The 22,511-nt window shown below is 73.3% G+C and carries 8 protein-coding genes and 1 pseudogene; 2 read left to right on the top strand and 7 right to left on the bottom strand.

Annotated features, from left to right (window positions below):
- Positions 1-56: 56 nt before the first annotated feature.
- From ACIRA5_RS02780 to ACIRA5_RS02750, 7 genes and pseudogenes are all read right to left on the bottom strand, one after another.
- Positions 57-14,063, bottom strand: coding sequence for an SDR family NAD(P)-dependent oxidoreductase (locus ACIRA5_RS02780; protein ID WP_403686498.1), 14,007 nt, complete (start codon positions 14,061-14,063; stop codon positions 57-59).
- A 231-nt stretch (positions 14,064-14,294) separates the two neighbouring features.
- Positions 14,295-16,019 carry a fatty acyl-AMP ligase gene (locus tag ACIRA5_RS02775; RefSeq protein WP_403686496.1) on the bottom strand — a complete coding sequence of 575 codons (1,725 nt, stop codon included), beginning with the start codon at positions 16,017-16,019 and terminating at the stop codon, positions 14,295-14,297.
- A gap of 278 nt (positions 16,020-16,297) precedes the next feature.
- Entirely contained in the window at positions 16,298-17,128 is an 831-nt protein-coding gene (locus ACIRA5_RS02770) for an alpha/beta fold hydrolase (protein ID WP_403686495.1), read from the bottom strand.
- 102 nt (positions 17,129-17,230) lie between these two features.
- Positions 17,231-17,812 carry an alpha/beta fold hydrolase gene (locus tag ACIRA5_RS02765; RefSeq protein WP_403686494.1) on the bottom strand — a complete coding sequence of 194 codons (582 nt, stop codon included), beginning with the start codon at positions 17,810-17,812 and terminating at the stop codon, positions 17,231-17,233.
- Between the two features lie 49 nt (positions 17,813-17,861).
- Positions 17,862-18,044 (bottom strand): annotated as a pseudogene (locus ACIRA5_RS02760) (alpha/beta fold hydrolase); the annotation flags it as partial.
- 85 nt (positions 18,045-18,129) lie between these two features.
- Positions 18,130-18,819: a response regulator gene (locus ACIRA5_RS02755; RefSeq protein WP_403686492.1), complete on the bottom strand. Its 690-nt coding sequence runs from the start codon at positions 18,817-18,819 to the stop codon at positions 18,130-18,132.
- A complete protein-coding gene (locus ACIRA5_RS02750) occupies positions 18,816-20,507 on the bottom strand; it encodes an ATP-binding protein (protein WP_403686490.1) in 1,692 nt (563 codons plus the stop codon). The genes ACIRA5_RS02755 and ACIRA5_RS02750 overlap by 4 nt, the downstream gene beginning before the upstream one ends.
- A gap of 236 nt (positions 20,508-20,743) precedes the next feature.
- Between ACIRA5_RS02750 and ACIRA5_RS02745 the strand changes: the two genes are divergently transcribed.
- Together ACIRA5_RS02745 and ACIRA5_RS02740 are read left to right on the top strand one after the other, a co-directional pair.
- Positions 20,744-21,604 (top strand): ABC transporter ATP-binding protein, encoded by an 861-nt coding sequence (locus ACIRA5_RS02745; protein ID WP_075025582.1) that lies wholly within the window; start codon positions 20,744-20,746, stop codon positions 21,602-21,604.
- Positions 21,601-22,479, top strand: a complete 879-nt coding sequence (locus tag ACIRA5_RS02740; RefSeq protein ID WP_403686488.1) for an ABC transporter permease — start codon at positions 21,601-21,603, stop codon at positions 22,477-22,479. The genes ACIRA5_RS02745 and ACIRA5_RS02740 overlap by 4 nt, the downstream gene beginning before the upstream one ends.
- Positions 22,480-22,511 lie beyond the last annotated feature (32 nt).

Genomic DNA, 22,511 nt, shown 5'->3' with positions numbered 1-22,511 from the left:
GCGCACTGCCACCACTGCCACCGCTGCCGCCGATCTCACCCGTCGGCGCCGCCGGTTCACCCTCGCCGCCAGGACCGGAAGGACCGCAGGTGTTCCGGCGTGACCACGGTCTCCAGATGTTCGTCTTCCTGGTCCCCGCCACCGAGCGCGGCCAGCAGCCGCCGGGCCGGTACGTTGCGCCGGGTGCGCTCCGCCGTCAGCCGGACCTTGACGCAGCCCAGCTCGTCGGCACGGTCGGCCAGCCACCGCAACAGCCGTTCCTCGACTCCCCGGCCGAGCGCCCGGCAGCTCATCAGCCAGCCCAGTACGTCGAGTTGGTCGCCGTCCGCACACAGGGCGAGCAGCCCGATCTGGCCGTAGTCGCCGAACCGGTCCCGGGCCGCGGCCGTCCACACCTCACCGCGCTCCCGCCACCGTCCGAGATCACCCCCGTCCGCGGACCGGGCCCGCAGGGTGAACTGGTTGGTACGGCGGACGAGTTGTTCGGCCCGCTCGACATCGGCCCCGGACAGGGCCCGGATGTCGACCTCAAGTTCCAACTGGGCGAGGAACTCCTCGAATCCGGCCTGCGCGCGCACCGCGTCCCGGTCCCGCTCCTGTGCGTAGAACCGCGCCCGCAGCACGTCCTCGGCCGTCGCCGCGGCCGGGACGAGCGGCCACAACCTGCCCAGGAATGCGCCCAGTTCGGCCGACGGCGGGCACGTCACCGACAGCACTTCCGGCAGCGCGGACCGCACTCCCGCGATCTCGACCGGGTTGTCGTCGAGGAACAGGAAGCTGTCCGGGCCGAGGCCGAGCGTCCGGGCCGCCTCGGCGAGCCGGCCGGACTTCGGGCCCCAGGCCGCGGAGAGCACGCTGAAGTGTTCGGCCTTGAGCAGGCTGTCCGGGCGGTCCAGGACGGCCCGTACCGTGGCCTCGTCGTTGTTGCTGACCAGTGCCAACAGCGCGCCCGCCGCACGCCACTGAAGGAGCCGGCGGGCGAGCAGGGCACGCGGCCCGGTCAGGTCCACCGCCGCCGGGCCGATCTCCCCGGCCACCCCACCCCACAGCGTCTCGTCGCCGTCCACCGCGATCACCTTGGGCGTGGGGCGCCGTACCGCACGTACGACGTCGGCGAGGCACAGCGCCACCGCCGCCTGGAAGTGCGGGGTGAAGGGGAGGTGGGCGATGCGCTCGGTCCGCTCGTCGAAGGGTTCCTCGACGGCGTGGCACCGGGTCCAGTCGTCGGGGCGGAGCACCGCGATGCCGGGCGCCTCGGCCAGTTCGTCGGCGATCTCGCGCTCCCACCGTGCGAAACGGTCCTGCGCGTGCGCGGACGGCAGGAAGCCGACGACCAGCGGCTTCCGCGTCCGTTCGGACAGGGCACGCAGCGCGGCCGGGAACGCGGTGCGCAACTCGGCGAGCAGCGCGTCGTCCACCGGGCCGAACCGTTCCAGGTCCGCCGCCCGCAGCAGCGCCACGCCCACCGCCGCGGTGGGGTCGGCGAAGACGCCGGAGGGGTCACGCAGGGCGGCGAGCACCTGGTGGTACGGGGCTTGCGCGACGGTCAGGCCGCCGTCCCGCGCGCCCTCCTCGACCGCCGCCTCACACAGCAGGGGCAGATTCCCGAGGGCGAAGGTGGCGGCGAGGGCGAGCGACCGGCGCGGGGAGCGGCAGGTGTCCCCGGTCGTCCCCTCGGGCACCGCCACCGCCGTACCGGTCGTCGTACGGATCTCCGAAGTCGCCTCGACCGCCGTGCCTGGCGTCGGACGGACCGCCGCCGTCGCCTCGACCGCCGCGCCCGGCGTCGGACGGACCGCCGCCGTCGGATCGTCCGCCGCCTCCGCGAGCAGCCGCAGGAACTCCTCCCCCAGTCCGGCGGAGGTCGCCGCGTCCAGGATGTCGAGGTTGTGGTCGAGTCTGATCCGGCCCTCGTCCGGGGTCATGGTGATCATCAGGTCGAGGTCGGAGTACCCGGTCCCGGCGGGCAGGACCTCCAGGTGGGCGAGGCGGCCCGCCGAAGAGCGCACGTAGTTGAAGTACACCTCCACCAAGGGCGCGTTCGCCCGGTGCAGCCCCTGTCGGGCGAGGGTCGACAGTACGTCCGAGAACATGGCGCCCTTCGCGAGGACCCGGTCGAGGCGGCCGTCGGTGCGGCGCAGCACCTGCTCGATCCGTTCGTCCGCCCCGGCTTCGGCCGGGAACGGCACCGGCACTCCGAAGAAGCCCACCGCGTCGTACGCGTCGGCGTGGATGCGGGTGTCGACGGGCACGGCGAGAACGAAACGTTCCTTCTGCCGCATCCTGGCGAGCAGCACGGTCAGGGTGCCGAGGCAGAAGGCGGCGGGCGTGATCGCGAGCCCGCTCGCGGCGGCCGACACCCGTTCCATGAGCCCGTCCGGGATCGTCACGCTCACGCTGCCGGCCCGGTACGAGCGTGTCGCCGGACGGGACCGGGCGAGCGTCAGGTCGAGTCGGGCACTGCCCTGGAAGGCCTCGCGCCATGCGGTCACGCCCTCGCCAGGCGTGTCGTCCGTCTGCTGCGCCTCGATCAGGAGATCGATGTCCCGGTTGGTGACGGCGTCGCCGAGCGAGGTGCCGGACAGTTCGACGTCGATTTCCGCCGCCACGAGCAGCAGCGACTGCAGATCGCTCACCGCGTGGTGCGCGCCGAACGCCAGGACCTGGCCCCGGTCACCGGCGTCGAGCAGCTCGAACCGCCACAACGGAGGATTCGCCAGGTCGAAGGACGGTTCCAGCAGCCGACGCAGCCGGTCGGCCGCGTCGAGTTCGTCGTCGCCGGGCACGTCCGTCCAGCGCAGCACCGGACCTGCGAGCTCCCGGTCCACCCGGAGCAGCCGCGCGTGTTCGCCTCCGGCACCGGTCACGATGGCGGTGCGCAGCGCGGCGTGCCGTCCGGCGAGGCGGGTGAGGATGTCGGTGAGCGCCTCGCGGGTGGTGGGCGTGGTGAGCCGGAGAGCCAGACCGACGGCGTGGGCCGCGTCCGGCATGCCCGGCCGGGCGCTGCGCAGCAGTCGCAGGACATCGCGGGTCGCGGGCCGCGGGTCGCTCTCGGGCACCTCGACGTCGACCTCGGGCCGCCGTGTCTCGGGCCGCCGCTCCCCGGCCTGCGCGACCGCGTCCTGTTCGGGCAGCACCTCTCCGAGTGCCCGGGCCAGGCCGCGGATGTCGGAGGCGGAGAACACGGTGGCGGCCGGGAGTTCGGCGCCCAGCTCGCGGGCGAAGGCGTTGCGCAACCGGACGAGCATGAGGGAGTCCAGGCCGAGTTCCTTCAGGGCCGTGGTCGCGGAGACGTCCACCGTGCCTTCGGAGACCTGGCCGACCTGGGCCCGCACATACGCTTCGAGGCGGTCCGCGCGGTCCCGTTCCGTCGTCGCCGCGAACACGCCGGCGACGAGGTCGTCCGCGCCGTCACCGCCGGTCGGTACGGCGATCAGGTCGCCGAGGATCGGACGGGTGCGGGCCGCGTCCGGGTCGTGCGCGAGGGCCTCCCAGTCCAGGGCGAGGGGGGCGAGTTGGCGGCGGGAGGTGGCCAGCACCCGTTCGAAGAGCTCGCCCCCGTCCTGCGGGGAGAAGGCGAGCAGCCCGGACCGGCCGGCCTCGGCGGCCCGGGCGCCGGACTCGGCGGCCATGCCCACGCCCGCCCAGGCGCCCCAGTCCAGGCTCAGCGCCCGGCGGTCGACGCGGGAGAGGTGGTGCGCCCAGGCGTCGAGGAAGGCGTTCGCCGCCGCGTACGGGCTCTGTCCAGCGGAGCCGAGGAGACCGGCCGCCGAGGCGAACAGGACGAGGCTCTCGGCCTCCGGGATCAGTTCCGTGAGCAGTGTGGTGCCGAGGACCTTGGGGGCGAGCACGCGCAGGACGCGCTCGTCGGTCAGGTTCGCCACCGTCGCGTCGTCGAGGACACCGGCCGCGTGGACGACTCCGGCGATCGGCCCCGCTTCCCGTCGTACGGCGTCCAGGGCTGCCGTCAGTTCCTCGCGGTCGGCCACGTCGGCGCGGGCGAGGTGGACGGTGGTCCCGATTTCTTCGAGACCCCTGATCCAGCTCGCGGTGTGCGCGTCGGGCTCGCCGCGGCTCATCAGCGCCAGTCGGCGGGCGCCGCGGCGGACCAGCCGTTCGGCGACGACCCGGCCGAGGCCGCCCAGACCGCCGGTGATCAGGTACACGCCGTTGGGGGTGATCTCGCCGCTGCCGCCGTCGTCGGGGCGGGTGCGGGCCAGGCGCGGGACCAGTCGGCCCGGCTCCCGCAGCGCCACGAGCCGTTCGTCGTCCGCGTGCCGCAGTTGTGTCCACAGGGCGTCGAGACCGTCGGTGGGCGGCAGATCGATCAGGGTGGCCGCCAGCTCCGGGTACTCCTGCGCCACCGCGAGGCCGAAGCCCCAGGCGAGGGCCTGCTGGGGATGCGTCACCCGCGCGCTGTCACCGGCGGCCTGGCTGCCCCGCGCGACGACGAAGAGACGGGGGGCCCGACCCCGCGGCCGGTCCGCCAGCGCCCGTACCAGGTGCAGCGTGCTCAGGCAGCACAGCCGCGCCGCCACCTCGGCCGCACCGGCATCCGTGATCGCCGGGGCGTCGAGCGCGGACAGCTGGACCACCCGCTCGGGCGGCCCGTCGAAGAAGGCCTCGTCCAGGAGGCGGGCCAGGTGCCGCGGATCGGCGGGGTCCAGCACGTAACGACCGGGTCCCTCCACGCCGAACGACTCACCCCTGCGGGCGATCACGCACGGCACGGCCGAGCCGAGCCGCTCCTCCAGTTCGGCCGCGACACCCGTGTCGTCCGCCAGGATCAGCCAACTGCCCTCGGCAGGCGGCTGTTGCGCGGCCGGACGCGGCTGCCAGTGGGTCTCGAAGAGCGCGCCGTCCAGCGGAGACAGTGCGGCCAGTGCGAACTCCCGTGCCTCCAGAACCAGTTGTTCGTTCTCGTCCCACAGCCGCAGGTCCACGGTCGCCGTGTCGCCGTCCACGGATCGCAGTCGGCAGGTCGCCCACACGGGCGCCGTGCGCAGTCCGGTGAACCTCAGCTGTCCGACGGCCGCGGGCACGAACGCCCGGCCCCCGGGAGCGCCGCCCGGCAGGGCGGCCGTGTGGAAGGCCGCGTCGAGGACGGCGGGATGCAGCAGATGACCGGCGGCGGGCGTGCGGGCCAGGCGGCCGAGGGCGGCCACGTCCGTACGGCGGCCCTCCTCCAGCCCCCGGAAGGCGGGGCCGTAGTCGATGCCCAGGGCCGCGAGCCCGGCGTAGACCGCTGACAGATCGACCTGCTCGTCGCACCGTTCACGCACGGCGTCGAGCCGCTCTTCGTCCTCGGCGGCGGTTTCCGCGGTGACCGCGAGCCGTCCGCTGACGTGCCGCTGCCACGGTGCGCCGTGCCCACCGGCGGGTGTCGAGGCGATGGTGAAGTCCCGGAAGCCGTCCTCGGCCGGGCTCAGGACCAGTTGCAGCCGTACGGGCCGGTCCACGTCCAGTGACAGCGGCTGTACGAACCTGACGTCGGCCAGCCGTACTTCGCCGCCGCCCCGCAGCGCGGACGCGGCCTCCAGGGCCATGTCGAGGAAGGCGGCGCCGGGCAGCCAGACCTCGCCGGTGACCCGATGGTCGGTGAGATAGGCGAAGCGGCTGTCGTCGAGGTCGACGTCGGCCTGGAAGAGGTGCCGGTCGGGTGCGTCGCTGGCCTCCACGTGCGTGCCGAGCAGCGGTGATCCACCGGCCGAGGCGGTGGCCGGGGCGGGCGCGAGCCAGTGGCGTTCGCGGGCGAAGGCGTAGGTGGGCAGGCCGACCCGGCGGCCCTCCGGGAACAGCAGCGGCCAGTCGGGCGTGTGCCCGGCCGTGTACAACTCCCCCAGCCCGCGCAGCAGTACGCCGTGTCCGTCGCTCTGCCGGCGCAGCGAGCCGATGCCGACCGCGTCGATCCCGGCCTCCGCCGCCACCGCCTCGATCGACGAGGTGAGCGAGGGGTGCGGGCTCAGCTCGACGAAGTAGCGGTAGCCGTCGTCCAGCATCCGTCGGATCGTGTCCGCGAACCGGACCGGCTCCCTGAGGTTGGCGTACCAGTGGTCGGCGTCCAGCCGGTCGCCGGGGACGGGTTCGGCCAGCACCGCCGAGTACAGCGGGGTCGGTGTCCGGGCGCCCCTGACGCCGGAGAAACGCTCGAGCAGCTCCGCGTGGAGCGGGTCCATCAAGGGGGTGTGCGAGGCGAACGGTGTCGAGAGCGGGCGTGCGGCGATGCCCCGCTCGTCGAGGCGGCGGCGCAGCTCGGCCAGCGCGTCGGCCTCGCCGGAGACGGCCGTGGACCGGGCGCTGTTGACCGCCGCGACGAACAGGCGGCCCGCGAACGGCGCGAGCAGCTCCTCGACCCGCGCGCAGGGCAGTTCCAGGGACAGCATGCCCCCCTGGCCCACCAGCGGTACGACGGCCTGCCCGCGCCCGGTCACGACGGTCACGGCCTCGTCCAGGGTGAGGGCGCCCACGCTGTACGCGGCGGCGATCTCGCCCAGGCTGTGCCCGACGACGGCGTCCGGGCGGACGCCGAGCGCGCGCCAGGCGGCGGCCAGTGAGGCGTTGACCGCGAACAGCACCGGTTGCAGGAACTCGGTGCGGCCGAGCGGGGCGAACTCCTCCGGCGCCCGCAGGGCGTTGAGCACCGACCAGCCGGCCCGTCGGCGAACGGCCTCATCGATGCGGACCAGCTCCTCGCGGAACGCCTCCGACCCGGCCATCAACTCCACGCCCATTCCGGGCCATTGACCGCCGTGCCCGGCGAAGACGAAGGCCACCCTGCCCCTCCCGTCGTCGCGGGGCGCGGCAAGGGGCGCCCGCCCGCTCGCCAACGCGTCCAGGCGTAGCAGCAGTTCGTCCCGGTCACCCGCGACGAGGGCGGCACGCCGTTCGAAGTGGCTGCGGTGCCGGGCCAAGGTGTGGGCGACATCGAGGAGAGTGAGGTCCTCGTCGGCCTCCTCGGTCAGGTGGTTAGCCAGTCGCGCGGCCTGCCCCCGCAGGGCGGCCTCGCTGCGTCCCGACAGCACGAACAGTCGCTTCCCCGACGGGACTTCGTCCGTTCCGCGCGCCGTCTCGACCGGCGGAGCCTCCTCCACGATCACATGCGCGTTGGTCCCGCTGATCCCGAAGGCACTCACTCCGGCCCGTCGTGTCCGCCCGGGCAACGACGGCCAGGCCACCGTGTCCCGCACCAGCCGCAGCCCGCTGTTCTCCCAGTCGACGTGCCTGCTGGGGGTGTCGGCGTGCAGGGTGCGCGGCAGGGTCCGGTGGCGCAGCGACTGCACCACCTTGACGAGCCCGATCACACCCGAAGCCGCCTGCGCGTGTCCGATGTTGGACTTGAGCGAGCCCAGGTACAGGGGGTGGTCCTGCGGACGTGAGTCGCCGAAGACCTCCGACAGGGCGTTCGCCTCGATCGGGTCGCCCAGCGTGGTGCCCGTGCCGTGCGCCTCCACATAGTCGATGTCGGCGGGCTCCAGCCCGGACAGCTCCAATGCCCGCCGGATCACCTGTTCCTGCGCCGGACCGTTCGGCGCGGACAGCCCCTGGCTGCGGCCGTCCTGGTTGACGGCCGTGCCGCGCAGCACGGCCAGCACCTCGTCACCGTCGCGCCGGGCGTCGCTCAGTCGCTTCAGTACGACCATGCCGGCGCCCTCGGCCCAGATGGCGCCGTCGGCGTCATCGGAGAAGGAGCGGCAGCGGCCGGTCGGGGACAGGCCCCGCAGCCGGCTGAACTCCACGAAGGTTCCCGGGGTCACCATCACCGTCACGCCACCGGCGAGCGCGAGGTCGCACTCCCCTGACCGCAGTGCCTGCGCCGCCAGGTGCAGTGCCACCAGCGACGAGGAGCACGCCGTGTCCACCGTCAGCGCGGGGCCGCCCAGCCCCAGCGCGTAGGCGAGCCGCCCCGAGGCCACGCTCAGCGCCGAGCCCGTACCGACGTACCCGTCCAGCTGGTCGAGGCGGGACCCCGCCAGATAGTCGCTGCCGAACATGCCGACGTACACGCCGGTGGTGCTGCCCGCGAGTTCGGCGGGCACGATCCCGGCGCGCTCCAGCGCCTCCCACGCCGTCTCCATCAGCAGCCGTTGCTGCGGGTCCATCGCGGCCGCTTCCTTCGGGGCGATCCCGAAGAAGCCCGCGTCGAAGGACGCCAGGTCGTCGTGGTTCAGGAAGCCGCCCTCACGGGCGTAGGACTTGCCGACGGCGTCCGGGTCGGGGTCGTACAGCGCCGCCACGTCCCAGCGTTCGGCCGGGAAGGGGCCCACCGCGTCGCGCCCCTCCGCGACCAGGTTCCACAGGCCTTCCGGATCGCTCACACCGCCCGGCAGCCGGCAGGCCATGGCGACCAGGGCCACCGGTTCGTCGAAGGCCGGCGTCGTGGCGCGTGTTGTCCGTGTGGGCCGTGTGGCGGGAGTGGTGCGGTCGCCCGCCGCGAGGGCGGTGGACAGCAGGTGCGCGGCGAGCCGCGCCGCGGTGGGGTGGTCGAACAGCAGGGTGGCCGGGAGCCTGGCGCCGATCCGGGCGCCGATGCGGTTGCGGAGTTCGACCGCCGTCACCGAGTCCATGCCGAGTTCGCGCAGCGGCTGGTCGGGGCGGACGGACTCCGTCGAGCGCAGGCCGAGGGCGCGGGAGATCTCCTCGCGGACCAGGGCCAGGACGCGTTCGGCGCGTTCGGCCTCGGGCAGCCGGGCCAGGCGGCCGGCCAGACCGTCGCCGCCGTCGCGTCCGGTGCGGGGCGCGGGCAGCAGCGAGCGCCACAGCGTCGCCGTACCGCCGTCCGCGGTGGTCACGGTCTCGCGCAGGCGGGGCAGGTCCAGGGCCCAGGCGACCAGGTGCGGGGCGCCCTGCCGCAGGGCGAGTTCGACGAGTGCGCGGCCCTGGTCGGGGGTGAGGGCGCGGTGGCCGAGGCGGGCCATCCGGTCCAGGTCGGCGTGTGCGGCGGCGAGGCCCTCGCCCGCCCATGCGCCGAAAGAGAGGGAGACGCCGGGCAGGCCCAGGGCCCGCCGGTGGTGGGCGAGTTGGTCGAGGAAGACGTTGGCCGCCGCGTAGTTGCCCTGGCCCGCGTTGCCGACGACTCCGGCGGCCGAGGAGACCAGCAGGAACAGGTCGACTCGCGCGTCGGCGGTGAGCCGGTGCAGGTGGGCGGCGCCGTCGGCCTTGGGGCGCAACACCTGTGCGAGGCGTTCGGGCGTCAGCTCGGCGACCACCCCGTCGGCCAGGACTCCGGCGCAGTGCACGACACCGCGTAGTGGCGCCTCCTCCCCGATACGGCCGAGCAGCCCGGCCACGGCCGCCGCGTCCCCGATGTCGCAGGCCGCGACCTCGACCTCGGCGCCGAGCGCGGTCAGTTCGGCGGCGACCTCGGCGGCGCGCGGATCGTCGGGTCCTTGACGAGACGTCAGGAGCAGGCGGGGAACGCCGTGTTCGGCGAGCAGCCGGGCGAGGTGCCGCCCGACGGCACCGAGACCTCCGGTGATCAGCACCGTGCCGTCGGTGGGTACGACGGTGGGGCGGCCGACCAGGTCGAGGACGACCGGGGTGCCGGTCGCGTCCCGGTTGCGGGCGCGGACGAGTCGCGGCGCCAGCAGAGTGCCCGCGCGGAAGGCGAGTTCGGACTCCTCGGCGTGGGTGGCGGCAGTCGGGAGCGCGTCGGCCGGATCGGAGTCGTCGAGGTCGAGCAGGGTCAGGCCGAGTTCCGGGTGTTCGGCGCGGGCGCTGCGCGCGAGTCCCCACAGCACCGACTGGGCGAGGCCGGGCACGGTGTCCTCGTCGACGGCCCCGACCGCACCGCGCGTCACCCACACGGTCCGGGCAGGTGCCGCGTCCTGCGGGAGGGCGATCAGGGCACGCAGTTCGGCCAGGGCCGCGGCCGCCAACTCCTGTGCCATGGCGGCCGGTTCGGTGTCCGCCGCCGGGCGCGGCCAGAACCGTACGAGCACGTCGACGCCGCCCGTCCCGCTCACGTCCGCGCCGCCCGTCCCGCTCCGGACGTGGGTCCCTGCCGCCGCGAGGCCGCGCAGGGCGCCGGCGACCTCCGGGTCCGAGGGGTCGCCGACGACGGCCCACTCGGTGCCCGGCGCCGCGACGGGCTGTTCGGGTACGGCCGTCCAGACCACCTCGTACAGGTGCCGGGCGTTCTCCGGGGTGCCGTTCAGGTCCGCCGGGTCCGCGGCCCGCAGTCGTACGCCCTCCAGACGACCGGCCGGGAAGCCGTCGGTGTCCCACAGCGTCACGTCCAGGGTGAGGTCCGCGCCGGAGCCGCCCGTGCGTCGTACGGCCGCGGTGAGGTCCCTCGCGCCCCCGGGCGGCAGGACGCACCGGCCCATCGCGACCGGGAGCGGCACCCGGCCGTCGGACGCGTCGAGCCCGGCGGCCACGTGCAGCGCCGCGTCCAGCAGGGCGGGGTGGAGGGGGTACGGGTCTGCCGCGTCGCGGGCCGTGGGCGGCAGCGAGAGCCGGGCCAGCAGTTCACCGTCGCCGGTCGTGACCGCCGACCGTACGCCCTGGAAGGCCGGGCCGTAGCCGAGGCCCAGTTCGGTGAGCCGGTCGTACGTCCCCGGGGCCCAGGCCGGTTCGGCTGCCTCCGGCCACGCCGGAGGCCGTTCCCCCGTCGGCGTGGCGGGCGCGGACGCGGACGCGGTGGCGTGCAGGGTCCAGCCCGTGGCCTCTTGGCTGCGCGGGCGGCTGTGCACGGTGATCTCCGGTACGGGACCGGCGGTGACCACCTCGACGGACACCTCGACCGTGCCGGAGTCGGGGAGGGTGAGAGGGCTGAGGAGGAGCAGGTCGGTGAGGTCGGCCGGGTCCTCCGGGCGGGCCACGGCGAGCGCGGCGCGGCAGAGTTCCATCAGGGTGGTGCCGGAGACCACGGTCCGGCCGAACACGGTGTGGTCGGGCAGCCAGTCGGCGGTGTCCTTGGACCACTCGCCCCGGAAGGTCCAGCGGGTCTCGTCCGGCGACTGGAGCTGGATACCGAGCAGGGGGTGCGCGGCACGGTCGAAGAGGCCGGAGGCACCGGTCGTGGACTCGGGCTCGATCCAGTGGCGCCGCTGATCCCAGGCGTACGTCGGCAGGTCGGCGGGGGCGATGTCGGGGACCAGCCGGCGCCAGTCGATCCGCCGTCCGTGGACGTGGAGTTCGGCGGCGGCCAGGTCCAGGCAGGCGGACCCGTCCTCGTCGCGGCGCAGTGAGCCGACGGCGACCAGGTTCTCGTGGCCGGAGTCCTCGGCGACGGTGTGCAGGGCGGTGACGAGGGAGGGGTGGGGGCCGAGTTCGACGAACCAGCGATAGCCGTCCGCGGCCATGCGCTCCACAGTGGGTGCGAAGCGCACGGGCTCGCGCAGGTTGGTGTACCAGTAGTCGGCTTCCAGCTCCTCGGTGACCGGCTCGCCGGTGACGGTGGAGTACCAGGCGACGGAGGTCGGGCAGGTGGTGACGCCGTCGAGTTCGTCGAGGACCGTCGCGCGGACCGGCTCGACCCGGGGGCTGTGGGAGGCGTAGTCGACATCGAGGCGGCGGGCGAAGACCTGCTCGCGGTCGAGGTCGGCGAGCAGGGTTTCCAGGGGCTCGACGTCACCGGCGATCACCGTCGAGCGGCCGCTGTTCACGGCGGCGACCGAGACCCGTCCGTCGAGGTCGGCGAGGCGGTCCTCGACCTCGGTGTGCGGGAGGGCGACGACGGCCATGGTGCCGGTGCCCGACAGCCCGGTCAGGGCCTGGCTGCGCAGGGCGACCACCGCGGCGGCGTCGTTCAGGCTGAGCGCGCCCGCGACGCAGGCCGCGGCGACCTCGCCCTGGCTGTGCCCGACCACGGCGTCCGGCCGTACGCCCCGGGCCCGCCACACCGCGGCCAGGGACACCATCACGGCGAACAGGACCGGCTGCACGACGTCCACACGGTCCAGGGGCGGGGCGCCCTCGGCACCACGCAGCACGGCCGCCACCGACCAGGTGGTGAAAGGGCGCAGGGCGGCGTCGCAGCGGTCGAGTTCGTCCGCGAACACCGGGTCGCGGTCGAGCAGATCGCGGGCCATACCGGCCCACTGGGAGCCCTGGCCGGGGAAGACGAAGGCCAACTTGCCGGCGGGGAGGGCCTGCTGGGGTCCGACGACCGTATCGGTACCGATGCCGGTGCCGGAGTCCGTGCCGGTGCCGGAGTCCGTGCCGCTGTCGGTTCGGCCCTCGGCGAGTGCGCGCAGGGCGCTCAGCAGGCCGTCGCGGTCGGCCGCCCGGACGACGGCCCGGTGCTCGAAGTGCGTGCGGTGGTGGGCCAGCGTCGCGGCCACCTCGGACAGCGCCGGCTGCGGCTGTTCGTCGAGCGCTTCGAGGAGGCGCGCGGCCTGGCCCCGGAGGGCAGGGAGGGTGCGGGCGGAGAGCGGGAAGAGGGTCGCGCCGGGCAGCTCCGCCAGGGGTGTCCCGGTGGCCGGCCGTACGAGGTCCCGCGGCGCCTCCTCCAGCACCACGTGCGCGTTCGTACCGCTGATCCCGAACGCGCTCACCCCGGCCCGCCGCACCCGGTCGCCGCCCCGCGGCCATGCCCGGGCCGCGCTGTGCACCCGCAGGCCGCCGCCCGCCCAGTCCACGTGCTCGGTCGGGGTGTCGGCGTGCAGCGAGGCGGGGAGCAGTTCGTGGCCGAGGGCCAGGACCGTCTTGATGACACCGCCGATGCCCGCCGCGGCCTGGGTGTGACCGGTCTGGGACTTGAGGGAGCCGACGCCGAGCGGCCGGTCGGCCGGGCGCCCCGGCCCGAAGACGGCGGCGAGCGCGCGGCCCTCGATGGGGTCGCCGAGCCGGGTGCCCGTGCCGTGCGCCTCGACGTGGTCCAGGTCGTCCGGGCGGAGTCCGGCCGCGTCGAGGGCGGCGCGCACCACCCGTTCCTGCGCCGGGCCGCTCGGGGCGCTCAGACCCTGGCTGCGGCCGTCCTGGTTGATGGCCGACCCCTTGACGACGGCGAGGACCCGGTCGCCGTCGCGGCGTGCGTCCGCGAGCCGCTTGAGCAGCACCAGACCGCAGCCCTCGGCCCACACCACGCCGTCCGCGTCGGTCGAGAACGGGCTGCACCGCCCGGACGGCGACAGCCCGCGCAGCCGGCTGAACTCGACGTGTCCGCGCGGGGTGACAAGGAGCGTCGCGCCGCCCGCCAGCGCCAGGTCGCACTCGCCGCTCGCGAGCGCCCGCGCGGCCAGGTGCAGGGCGACGAGGGAGGAGGAACAGGCGGTGTCGACGGTGACCGCCGGGCCCTGAAGTCCGAGCGTGTAGGCGATGCGTCCGGAGGCCACGCTGGACGCGGAACCGGTGCCCACGTGCCCGTCGAGCCGGCCGAGCGCGGCCGTGGCCTGGTAGCCGCTGTCGTACAGCCCGATGTAGACGCCGGTGGAGCTGCCGTTCAGCGTGTCCGGCACGATCCCGGCGCGCTCGATCGTCTCCCAGGCGGTCCCGAGCAGCAGCCGCTGCTGGGGGTCCATGGCCGCGGCCTCGCGCGGTGAGATCCCGAAGAAGGACGCGTCGAAACGGTCGATGCCGGAGAGGAAGCCGCCGCGCAGGGTGTACGCCTTGCCGGGGGCCTGCGGGTCGGGGTCGTAGAGCCCCCGGGTGTCCCAACGGCCCGCGGGCACCTCGGTGATGGCGTCCTCGCCGGAGGCGAGCAGCCGCCACAGCGCCTCGGGGTCGTCGGCGCCGCCGGGGTAGCGGCAGCCCATGGAGATGACGGCGATGTCCTCGTCGCCGCGTACGGGCGCGTCCGCCGGCACCGGCGCCGCCGCGCCGTCGGGCCCTTCGTCGAGGACCGCCGCGGCGAGCGCCGCGACGGTGGGGTGGTCGAAGACGAGAGACGGCTCCACGGCGCGGCCGATCCGCCCGGAGAGCTCCGCGGCCAAGGTCACCAACTGGCGTGATCCCAGGCCGAATTCGGCGATCGGCCGCTCGGGGGCGACGGCCAGTGGGTCGAGCCCGGCCGCCTCGGCGACGGCCGACGTCAGCCAGGCCCGCACGTCCTCGGAGGTCACGTCCTCGGAGGCCGTGAGGGACATCTCGGGGAACTGCTTCGGGGACTCGCTCGCAGGCATCGGGAAAGGTGTCCTCGTGAACTAGGGTTCAGGCGGATTCCGTACGACGGGTACGGCGACCGTGGACGGCGACCGGTGGACGGCAACTGGTGTACGGCAATTGGTGTACGGCAATTGGTGTACGGCGCAGACACCGGCGCGCGACTGAGGAACCCCTGGCGTACGGCGGGTACGACCGGGGTGCCCCGTCGGCGCGGGTGTCCGCGCCGACGGGGGGTGACCTCGTCTACCTCATGTCGCGGCGGGCGCGCCGACCACCGCGAGGGCGTCGGCGAGGTAGGCCGCCCGGGAGGCGTGGCGCTGGATCTTCCCGCTGGACGTCTTGGGGATGGTGCCGGGGTGGACCAGCACGACGTCACGCACCGCGAGGCCGTGGGCCTCGCCGATCGCGCTGCGGATCACTTCGGTGATCCGCTCGGAGTCGGCCGCCGCGTCCAAAACCGTCTCGGCGACGATGACGGGCTGCTCGCCCTCGACACCGCCGTCCACGGAGAACGCGGCGGTGCAGCCCGGCCGGAGCGCCCCGTGGGACATCTCGGCGGACAGCTCCAGGTCCTGCGGGTAGTGGTTGCGTCCGTCGATGACCATCAGGTCTTTGAGGCGGCCGGTGACGAACAGCTCGCCCTCGCGCAGGAAACCGAGGTCGCCGGTCCGCAGGAAACGGTCCGGGCGGTCCTTCAGCGTGGCCCGGAAGGTCTCGCGGGTGGCGAGGGCGTTGCGCCAGTAGCCCTTGGCGACGCCCGCGCCGCTCACCCAGATCTCGCCGACCTCCCCCTCGGGCAACTCCTCCCGCCGTTCGGGGTCGGCGATCACCACGGTCGTACCGGGGACCGGCCGCCCGGAGCCGACGGCGGCCGCGTCGGCCGCGCCCACGTGCGGCCCTGACCCGGGGGCCGGGGCGAGGGTGGGCGGGGTGTCGACCGAGCCACCGGTGACGATGAGCGTGGCTTCGGCGAGGCCGTAGCACGGATAGAGGGCCTCGCGTCGGAAGCCGGCCGGGGCGAAGGTCTCGGTGAAGCGCCGCAGGGTGGCGGCCCGTACCGGTTCGGCGCCGTTGAAGGCGACCTTCCACCGGCCGAGGTCGAGTCCGTCGAGGAGTTCGGGGGTGGCGTGCTTGAGGCACAACTCGTAGGCGAAGTTGGGGCCGCCGCTGGTGTGCGGGCGGTAGCGGCCGAGGGCGGTCAGCCAACGCGCGGGCCGCTGGAGGAAGTGCAGGGGCGAGAAGAGCGTGGCGGTGGCGCCGAGGTGGACGGTGTTCAGGACCGGACCGATGAGGCCCATGTCGTGGTACACCGGCAGCCAGCTGACGAACAGTTCGTGCTCGTACTGCGCGAGCGTGTCCGGGGTGTGGCCCATCCGCTCGGTGACGGCCCGCTGGTTGTCCAGCAGGTTCCCGTGCGTCACCATGACGCCGCGCGGGGCGGAGGTGGAGCCGGAGGTGTACTGGAGGAAGGCGACCGAGTCGGCGGTGAGGTCGGGTTCGCGCCAGGAGTCGGCCGCCTCGTCGGGTATGTCCTCGGTGGCGACGCAAGTGAGCCCGTCCAGTTCGGGCAGGTGTTCCGCCTGGGCGGCCAGGGTGGCGAGCACCTCACGGCCGCCCAGGATCACCTTGGCGTCCGCGTCGGCGATGAGGCGCTTCATGCGGGTCAGGGCACGGTGGTTCTGCGACCGCCCCTGCGGGGGAACGCCCGGTACGGCGACGACCCCGGCCGAAAGACAGCCCAGGTAGCCGCAGATGAACTCCAGGCCGGGCGGGTACAGCAGCAGGGCACGGGATCCGGCCAGGCCGCGTTCCTGCAGCCAGGCGGCGACGGCTCGGGACCGACGGGCCAGACGTCCGTACGAGATGTCCTGGATCTCTCCGTCGCAGTCGCCCGTGACGAGGTAGCGGTATGCCGTCCGCTCCGGCTGTTGCGAGGCGTGCGTGGTCAGTAAGTCGACCAGGGAACGAGCCATATGAGGAGTCTCACCTGTTCGAATGAGTGAGCGAGAAAAGTAGAGTTCGAAGGCCGCGGGGTGCGTACGCACAGGGGTCGCCGGCCGCCCGGCCCCCTTGCCGGACAGTCCGTCTCGACCAACCCGCCCGAGGAACGGCGGCGATGCATACGCCGGCCCCTCGCGCCCCCCGCTCGGCTTGCTACTAACGAGTAACACGATAGCAAGACTTGTCGGCCCAGTGGATGTAACCCCGGGTATTCAATAGGTAACTGGCCAAACTGCCGTCCCCCACGCCTTCATGACGTGCCGGGAGCCCCGGGGTGTTCGATGTGTGCGGCGAAGGCGGCGAGATCGGCGACCACGCGGTCGGGCTGCTCCCAGTGGACGTCGTGCCCGACGCCCTCGTAGGCGATCAGGCGTGAACCGTGGATGGCGTCCAGGATGGTCCGCTGGTCGCCGCGGGGCAGCAGGTCGTCCTGGTCACCCCAGATGACGAGGGTGGGCACCAGGATGCCCGCGAGGGTCGCGCGCAGATCGGTGTCGAGCAGTCCGCGCAGGGTCTGCTGCCAGACGTACGCGGGGACCTTGAGGTTTTCGTCGATCATCGTCTCGACGAGGCCCCTGGCGACGGGCCGGTCCACCGCGCCGGAGACGAACTCCTCGACGAACTCCCGGGGGACGGGGTCCGAGAGCCCCTCGACGGCCTCCCGCATCCCGGTCACCGCCGGCTTGTCCTCGAGCGTGCCGGGTACGCCGATCAGCACCAGCCCCGAGATCCGGTCGGGATGGCTGCCCGCGACCATCCGGGCGGGCACGCCGCCGCTCGAGGACGCGACGAGCACGGCGCGGTCGATGTCGACGGCGTCCAGGAAGGCGACGAGGTCGGCGGCGTAGTCCTCGGGTGTGTAGCCCTCGGACGGGCGGTCGGCGTCGCCATGGCCGCGCTGGGTGGGCGCATATCCGCGCAGGGCGGCCGGAAGGCGTCTGAGGAGGGGCTCGAAGGCCCACCAGGAGTCGCCGAGGCCGTGCACGAAGACGACCGGTGTGCCACCGGGGTAGCCGGCCTCGGCGTAGGGCAGCGTGAGCCCTTCCCGCACCTGGGCGGACTTCAGGGAGATCACGGTCACGACACCCTGCCTCCTTCGCTCCGCCGCCCGGTCGGTGAACCAGGAGCGGAGAGCGAGCGGCGATCACTTCCGACAGTACCGACGAGTGACGGGGCCCGCGTCTCAGGACGTCCGAACGAAGCGCGTGAGGGCGGCGGCGTACCGCTGCGGATGCGTGACATGGGGAATGCGTCCCGCTCCTTCGACGGTCTGCCGCCGCGCCCGTGGCAGGGCCGCGGCCAGCCGGTCGAGGATCGCCGCCGACCACACCGGGCTCTGCGTGCCTCCGCTGAGCAGTACCGGTGCGGCGAACCGGGCGAGGGCGTCGGTGTCGATCTCCGCCCAGCCGGGGTCGGGCTGTTCGTCCAGCCAGGTGGGCGCGTTGTGCAGGAACGTCTCGCGCACGGCGGCCGGCAGCCGGTCCCAGGTGCCGGGTCCCATGGCCACCTCCTCAACGAACTGCCGTGCGCCCTGCCGGTCCTCGCCCTTGCCGAGATGGGCGAGGACGGCGTCCATCGAGGCTCGCGTCGGGCGCAGTTGCCTCAGGGCGTCCGGATCCTCGGTCACGATCGCGACGAGCGGAGGCTCGCGGACCGTGATGCCGCGGAACAACTCCGGCCGGCGCGCCACAAGGCCCAGAGCGATCGACCCGCCGAAGGAACGGCCCGCCACGTGCGCGGGCGCGGGTCCGAGCCGCTCGATCAACCTCGAGGTCGTCCTCGTCCTGCCGGCGGGTGCCCTGGCCCGGCCCCGCTTCGCTCTTCCCGTGACCTCGGCGGTCGTAGGTGACCGCTCGGAACGACGCCCGAAGACCGGCCTCGATCGCGGGCTGCCACGACGTGTGGTCGCTCCACGAACCGTGGACGAGGACGAGCGGGTCGCCCTCCCCGACGACTTGGTGGTAAAGGTCCAGGTCGCCTGTACGCAGCAGGGGCATGCGTGACTCCTGTGAGTGGAGGCCGAGCAGGAGCGGCCCGCCGTGAGCATGCCTTCAGTGTGCGCCGCAAGCACCGGCCGCGACGTCAGGACACGGTGCGGTAGCGGTGTTCGGGGCGGCCGGTCGCACCGTAGCGCAGTTCCAGTCGGACCATGCCCTCCCGGACGAGGTAGGACAGGTAGCGCTGGGCCGTGGCGCGGGAGACGCCGGTGAGTTCCGCCGCCTCGGCCGCCGACACGTCCCGGCGGGCGGTGCGGACCGTCTCGTGGAGCAGGGCGAGGGTCGGCGCGGAGTGGCCCTTGGCCGGGACGGCGGGCAGGGCGGTGGGGCGGACGACGCTGAACAGGGCGTCCACGTCGGCCTGGTCGGTCTCCGCCTCCGGGCCCAGGACGTCCACCCGGTGCTGGAGTGCGCGGTAGGCGGCGAGCCGCTCGGCCAGGGCGTCGGCGCCGAAGGGCTTGACGAGGTATCCGACGGCTCCGAGCTTCATCGCGGTCCGTACGGAAGTGATGTCCCGGTCGGCCGTGATCACGATGGCGTCGGGGCGGGCGCCACCCGCGTCGCCGGTCAGCTGTCGCAGCACGTCGAGGCCACTGCCGTCGGGCAGGAAGATGTCGAGGAGCAGCAGTTCCGGGTGGAGCGTACGGACGGCGTCCAGCGCCTCGGCCACGTTGGCCACCTGGCCGATGACCTCGAAGCCCTCGACGCGGGCCACGTATGTGCAGTGGAGTCCGTTCACCCGGAAGTCGTCGTCCACCACCAGGGTCCGTATCACCAGCGCTCCCCTCCATCGGCTGCGGCCAGGGCGCCCGCCGGTACCGGCAGGGCCGTCGTGAACAGTGCGCCCCGCGGCGCGGGCGCGGCATCCGGCAGGGGCAGCGTCACGGTGAAGACCGCCCCGGGCCCCTCGCTGACCGTGATGGTGCCGCCGTGCCGCTGGACCAGCCGGTGGACCAGAGCCAGTCCGAGGCCGCGCCGGGCGGTGCCGCGGTCCGGCCGGGTCGACCAGCCGTCCTCGAAGATGGACTCGGCCGCGCCCGGCGGGATGCCGGGTCCGGTGTCGGCCACCCGCACCAGCACCTCCGTGGTGGCCTCGACGACCGTGAGCCGTACCTCCCGGCCGCCTGCCGGGGCCGGTCCGCCGACCGCGGCGTCGAGGGCGTTCTCCAGCAGGTTGCCGACGATGGTCAGCAGCCGGTGCAGATGCGGCGGCTGCTCGCCGAGCGCGGAGTCCTCACCCAGCACGATCCGTACGCCACGCTCGGCGGCGACCGTCGTCTTGGCCACGACCAGACCCACCATCAAGGCGTTGCCTATGTGCTCGCGCACCGACTCGGTCAGCTCCTGGTCGGCTCCGGCCAGCTCGACGGCGTACTCGTACGCGGACTCGTACTCCCCCACGTCCAGCAGCCCGGCCAGGGTGTGCATCCGGTTGGTGAACTCGTGCTGCTGGGCCCGCAACGCGTCCGTCAGCCCACGCACCGAGTCCAGCTCCCTGAGCAGTCCGACCAGTTCGGTGCGGTCGCGCACGGTGACCACCGCTCCCAGCGCGCGGCCGTGCAGCGTCACCGGCATCCGGTTGACGGCCAGGCAGTGGTCGTCGGTGAGGACCGTGATGTCGGTCCCGGTGAGGCTGCCGTCCAGTGCTCGGCGCAGCCGCCCCTCGGGCAGGAGTTCGTCCAGCCGGCCGCCCAGTGCCGTGCCCAGACCGAGCAGATGGCGCGCCTCGTCGTTGATGACGGTGACCCGGCCCTCGGGGTCGAAGGCGACCACGCCCTCCCGGATGCCGTGCAGCATCGCCTCCCGGTCCTGCAGCAGCCCGGCGATCTCCTCGAGCTCCAGCCCGAACGTCGTCCGCTTCAGGCGTCTGGCCAGCAGGAACGCGGCCACCGAACCGAGCGCGGTGGCGATCGTGGCGTACAGGCCGAAGGTGGGCAGCTCCCGCCACAGCTCGCTGAGTACGTCGTGTTCCGGGATGCCGGCCGACACCTCGCCGACCAGCGTGCCCGTGGGCCCTTTGAGCGGAGCCTTGCCGTTGGCGGACCGCCCGGTCGCGCCCTGGTCGGAGCCGACGTGGGGGAGGCCGTCCAGCACCGCGATCGGCTCGCCCACCGGCTCGCCGATCAGTGCCGGGGTGGGGTGCGAGTGGCGGATGCCGTGCAGGTCGATCACGACCACGTACGACGCCCCGGACGCTCTCCGGATCCGTTCGGCGACGGTCTGCACGATGTCGCCGCCACCGCCGTACTCCATGGCCTGCTGGATCTGCGGCTCGGCGGCCGTGGTCTGGGCGATGGCCAGCGCCCGCTGCTCGTAGGAGCGGTCGATCTCGGCCCGCTGAGCGAACGCGAACAGTACGAAACCGATGGCTCCGGAGAGGGACAGGATGGCCAGTTGGTTGGCCAGAATCCGCGCGGAGAGCCTCCCCTTCCCGGCGCGGCCGATCCGGATTCGGATGGGCATCACAGGTGCCTTCGCCCTTGTCTTGCTGCCGGGCCCGGCCCCTTCGCCGTAACCCGTGGTGGCGTGATTGTGCCCCACCAGGGACATCCTGCCCACCCTTGGCCCGCTGAGCAGAACGTGCAGAACCCCGGTTAACACAACTAACGCGAGATACGTCTGAAACAGCGACGTAATTCGGGGCGGCCTCTAGCGTCTGCCTTCCTCGACCCCGAGGTTAGGGAAGGAGACGGCCTCAGATGGCTTCGCGAAACGATGCCGCGTTGAGCACGGTCGCCGACAAAAGCGGCCAGGACAGCGCGCGAGTCGAGATTTCAGGGCTCACCAAACGATTTCTGACTCCCGCGGGTGAGGTGTTCACGGCGCTGCAGGACGTTTCGTTCACCGTGGAGCCGGGCCAGTTCTGCGCGGTGGTGGGCCCGACGGGCTGCGGCAAGTCGACGACCCTGAGCATGGTCTCCGGGCTCGACCGGCCCAGCGAGGGCTCGGTCAAGGTCGGCGGCCGTGAGGTGGACGGTGTCACCGACGGCGTCAGCTTCATGTTCCAGACCGACGCGCTGCTGCCCTGGAAGACCGTCCTCGGCAATGTGCTGATGGGCCCGGTCTTCCGCGGCGTCCCCAAGCAGAAGGCCCAGGTCTCGGCGCGCGACTGGCTGCGGCGGGTGGGCCTGTCCGGGTTCGAGGACCGCTACCCGCACCAGCTCTCCGGCGGTATGCGCAAGCGCGTGGCGATGGCCGCGGCGCTGATCAACGAACCGAAGATCCTGATCATGGACGAGCCGTTCGGCGCCCTGGACGTGCAGACCAAGGCGATCATGTCGACCGAGCTGCTGGGCCTGTGGGAGCAGATCCGTCCGTCGGTCATCTTCATCACCCACGACCTCGACGAGGCCGTGGCGCTCGCCGACCGGGTCGTCGTCATGACGTCCAGCCCCGGATCGGTCAAGGCGGTCTTCGACATCGACCTGCCCCGCCCGCGCGGCGCGGTCCAGGAGATCCGCTTCCAGCCCCGCTTCATCGAACTTCAGCACCAGATCTGGGAAACGCTGCGCGAGGAGGTGGAGCGCGCCTACGCACGCACCGCAGGAGGTACGGCATGAGCACGACGTCCGCAGTTTCCGCCGCGCTGGTCAAGGACGGCGCACCGTCCTCGGCCGCGGCCACCGCGAAGCGGGCCGCCCGGCGGCGCACCGCGCTGGTGTGGGCTGGCCGTATCGGCCTCGCGGCCTTCGTCATCGGCGGCTGGCAGGCGTTCACCACCTGGGGGATCGTCGACCCGTTCTTCTTCGGGCAGCCGTCGGGCATCGCCAAGCGGCTGGTCGACCTCTTCCAGCACGGCACCGAGTTCGGGTCCTTCTACTCGAACATCTGGACAACGATCCAGGAGGCGCTCGCCGGCTTCGCCCTCGGGGCCGTCGCCGGCGTGATCTTCGGCGTCGCACTCGGCCAGAGCCGGTTCCTCGCCGATGTGCTCGGCCCCTACATCAAGGTGGTCAACGCGATCCCGCGTATCGTGCTCGGCTCGATCTTCATCGTCGCGTTCGGCATCGGTGTGCTGCCGAAGATCCTGCTGGCCGCGGTGCTGGTGTTCTTCATCGTCTTCTTCAACGCCTTCCAGGGCGTCCGTGAGGTCGACCGCAACATCCTCGCCAACGCCAAGGTGCTCGGCGCCTCGCAGTTGCAGATCATCCGGCACGTCACCGTGCCCTCCGCGCTCACCTGGATCATCGCCAGCCTGCACAGCGCCTTCGGCTTCGCCATCGTCGGCGCGCTGGTCGGCGAGGTGCTCGGCGCACAGAGCGGGCTCGGCCTGGTCATCAAGACCGCGCAGAACCAGTTCGACCCCAACGGCGTGTTCGCGACGATGCTCGTCATCTCGGTCATCGTGCTCGGCGCCGAGTGGCTGATCAGCAAGCTGGAGCGCCGGCTGCTGTCCTGGCGCCCGCCGGCGCCGTCCGAGGCGAACTCCCTCTGACGCCCCCGTACTTCCCCTCCTCATCTCAGAAC

This window comes from Streptomyces sp. NPDC096311, from assembly GCF_044763085.1.
Lineage (GTDB): Bacteria > Actinomycetota > Actinomycetes > Streptomycetales > Streptomycetaceae > Streptomyces.
This window is presented reverse-complemented; position numbering and strand designations above follow the sequence as displayed.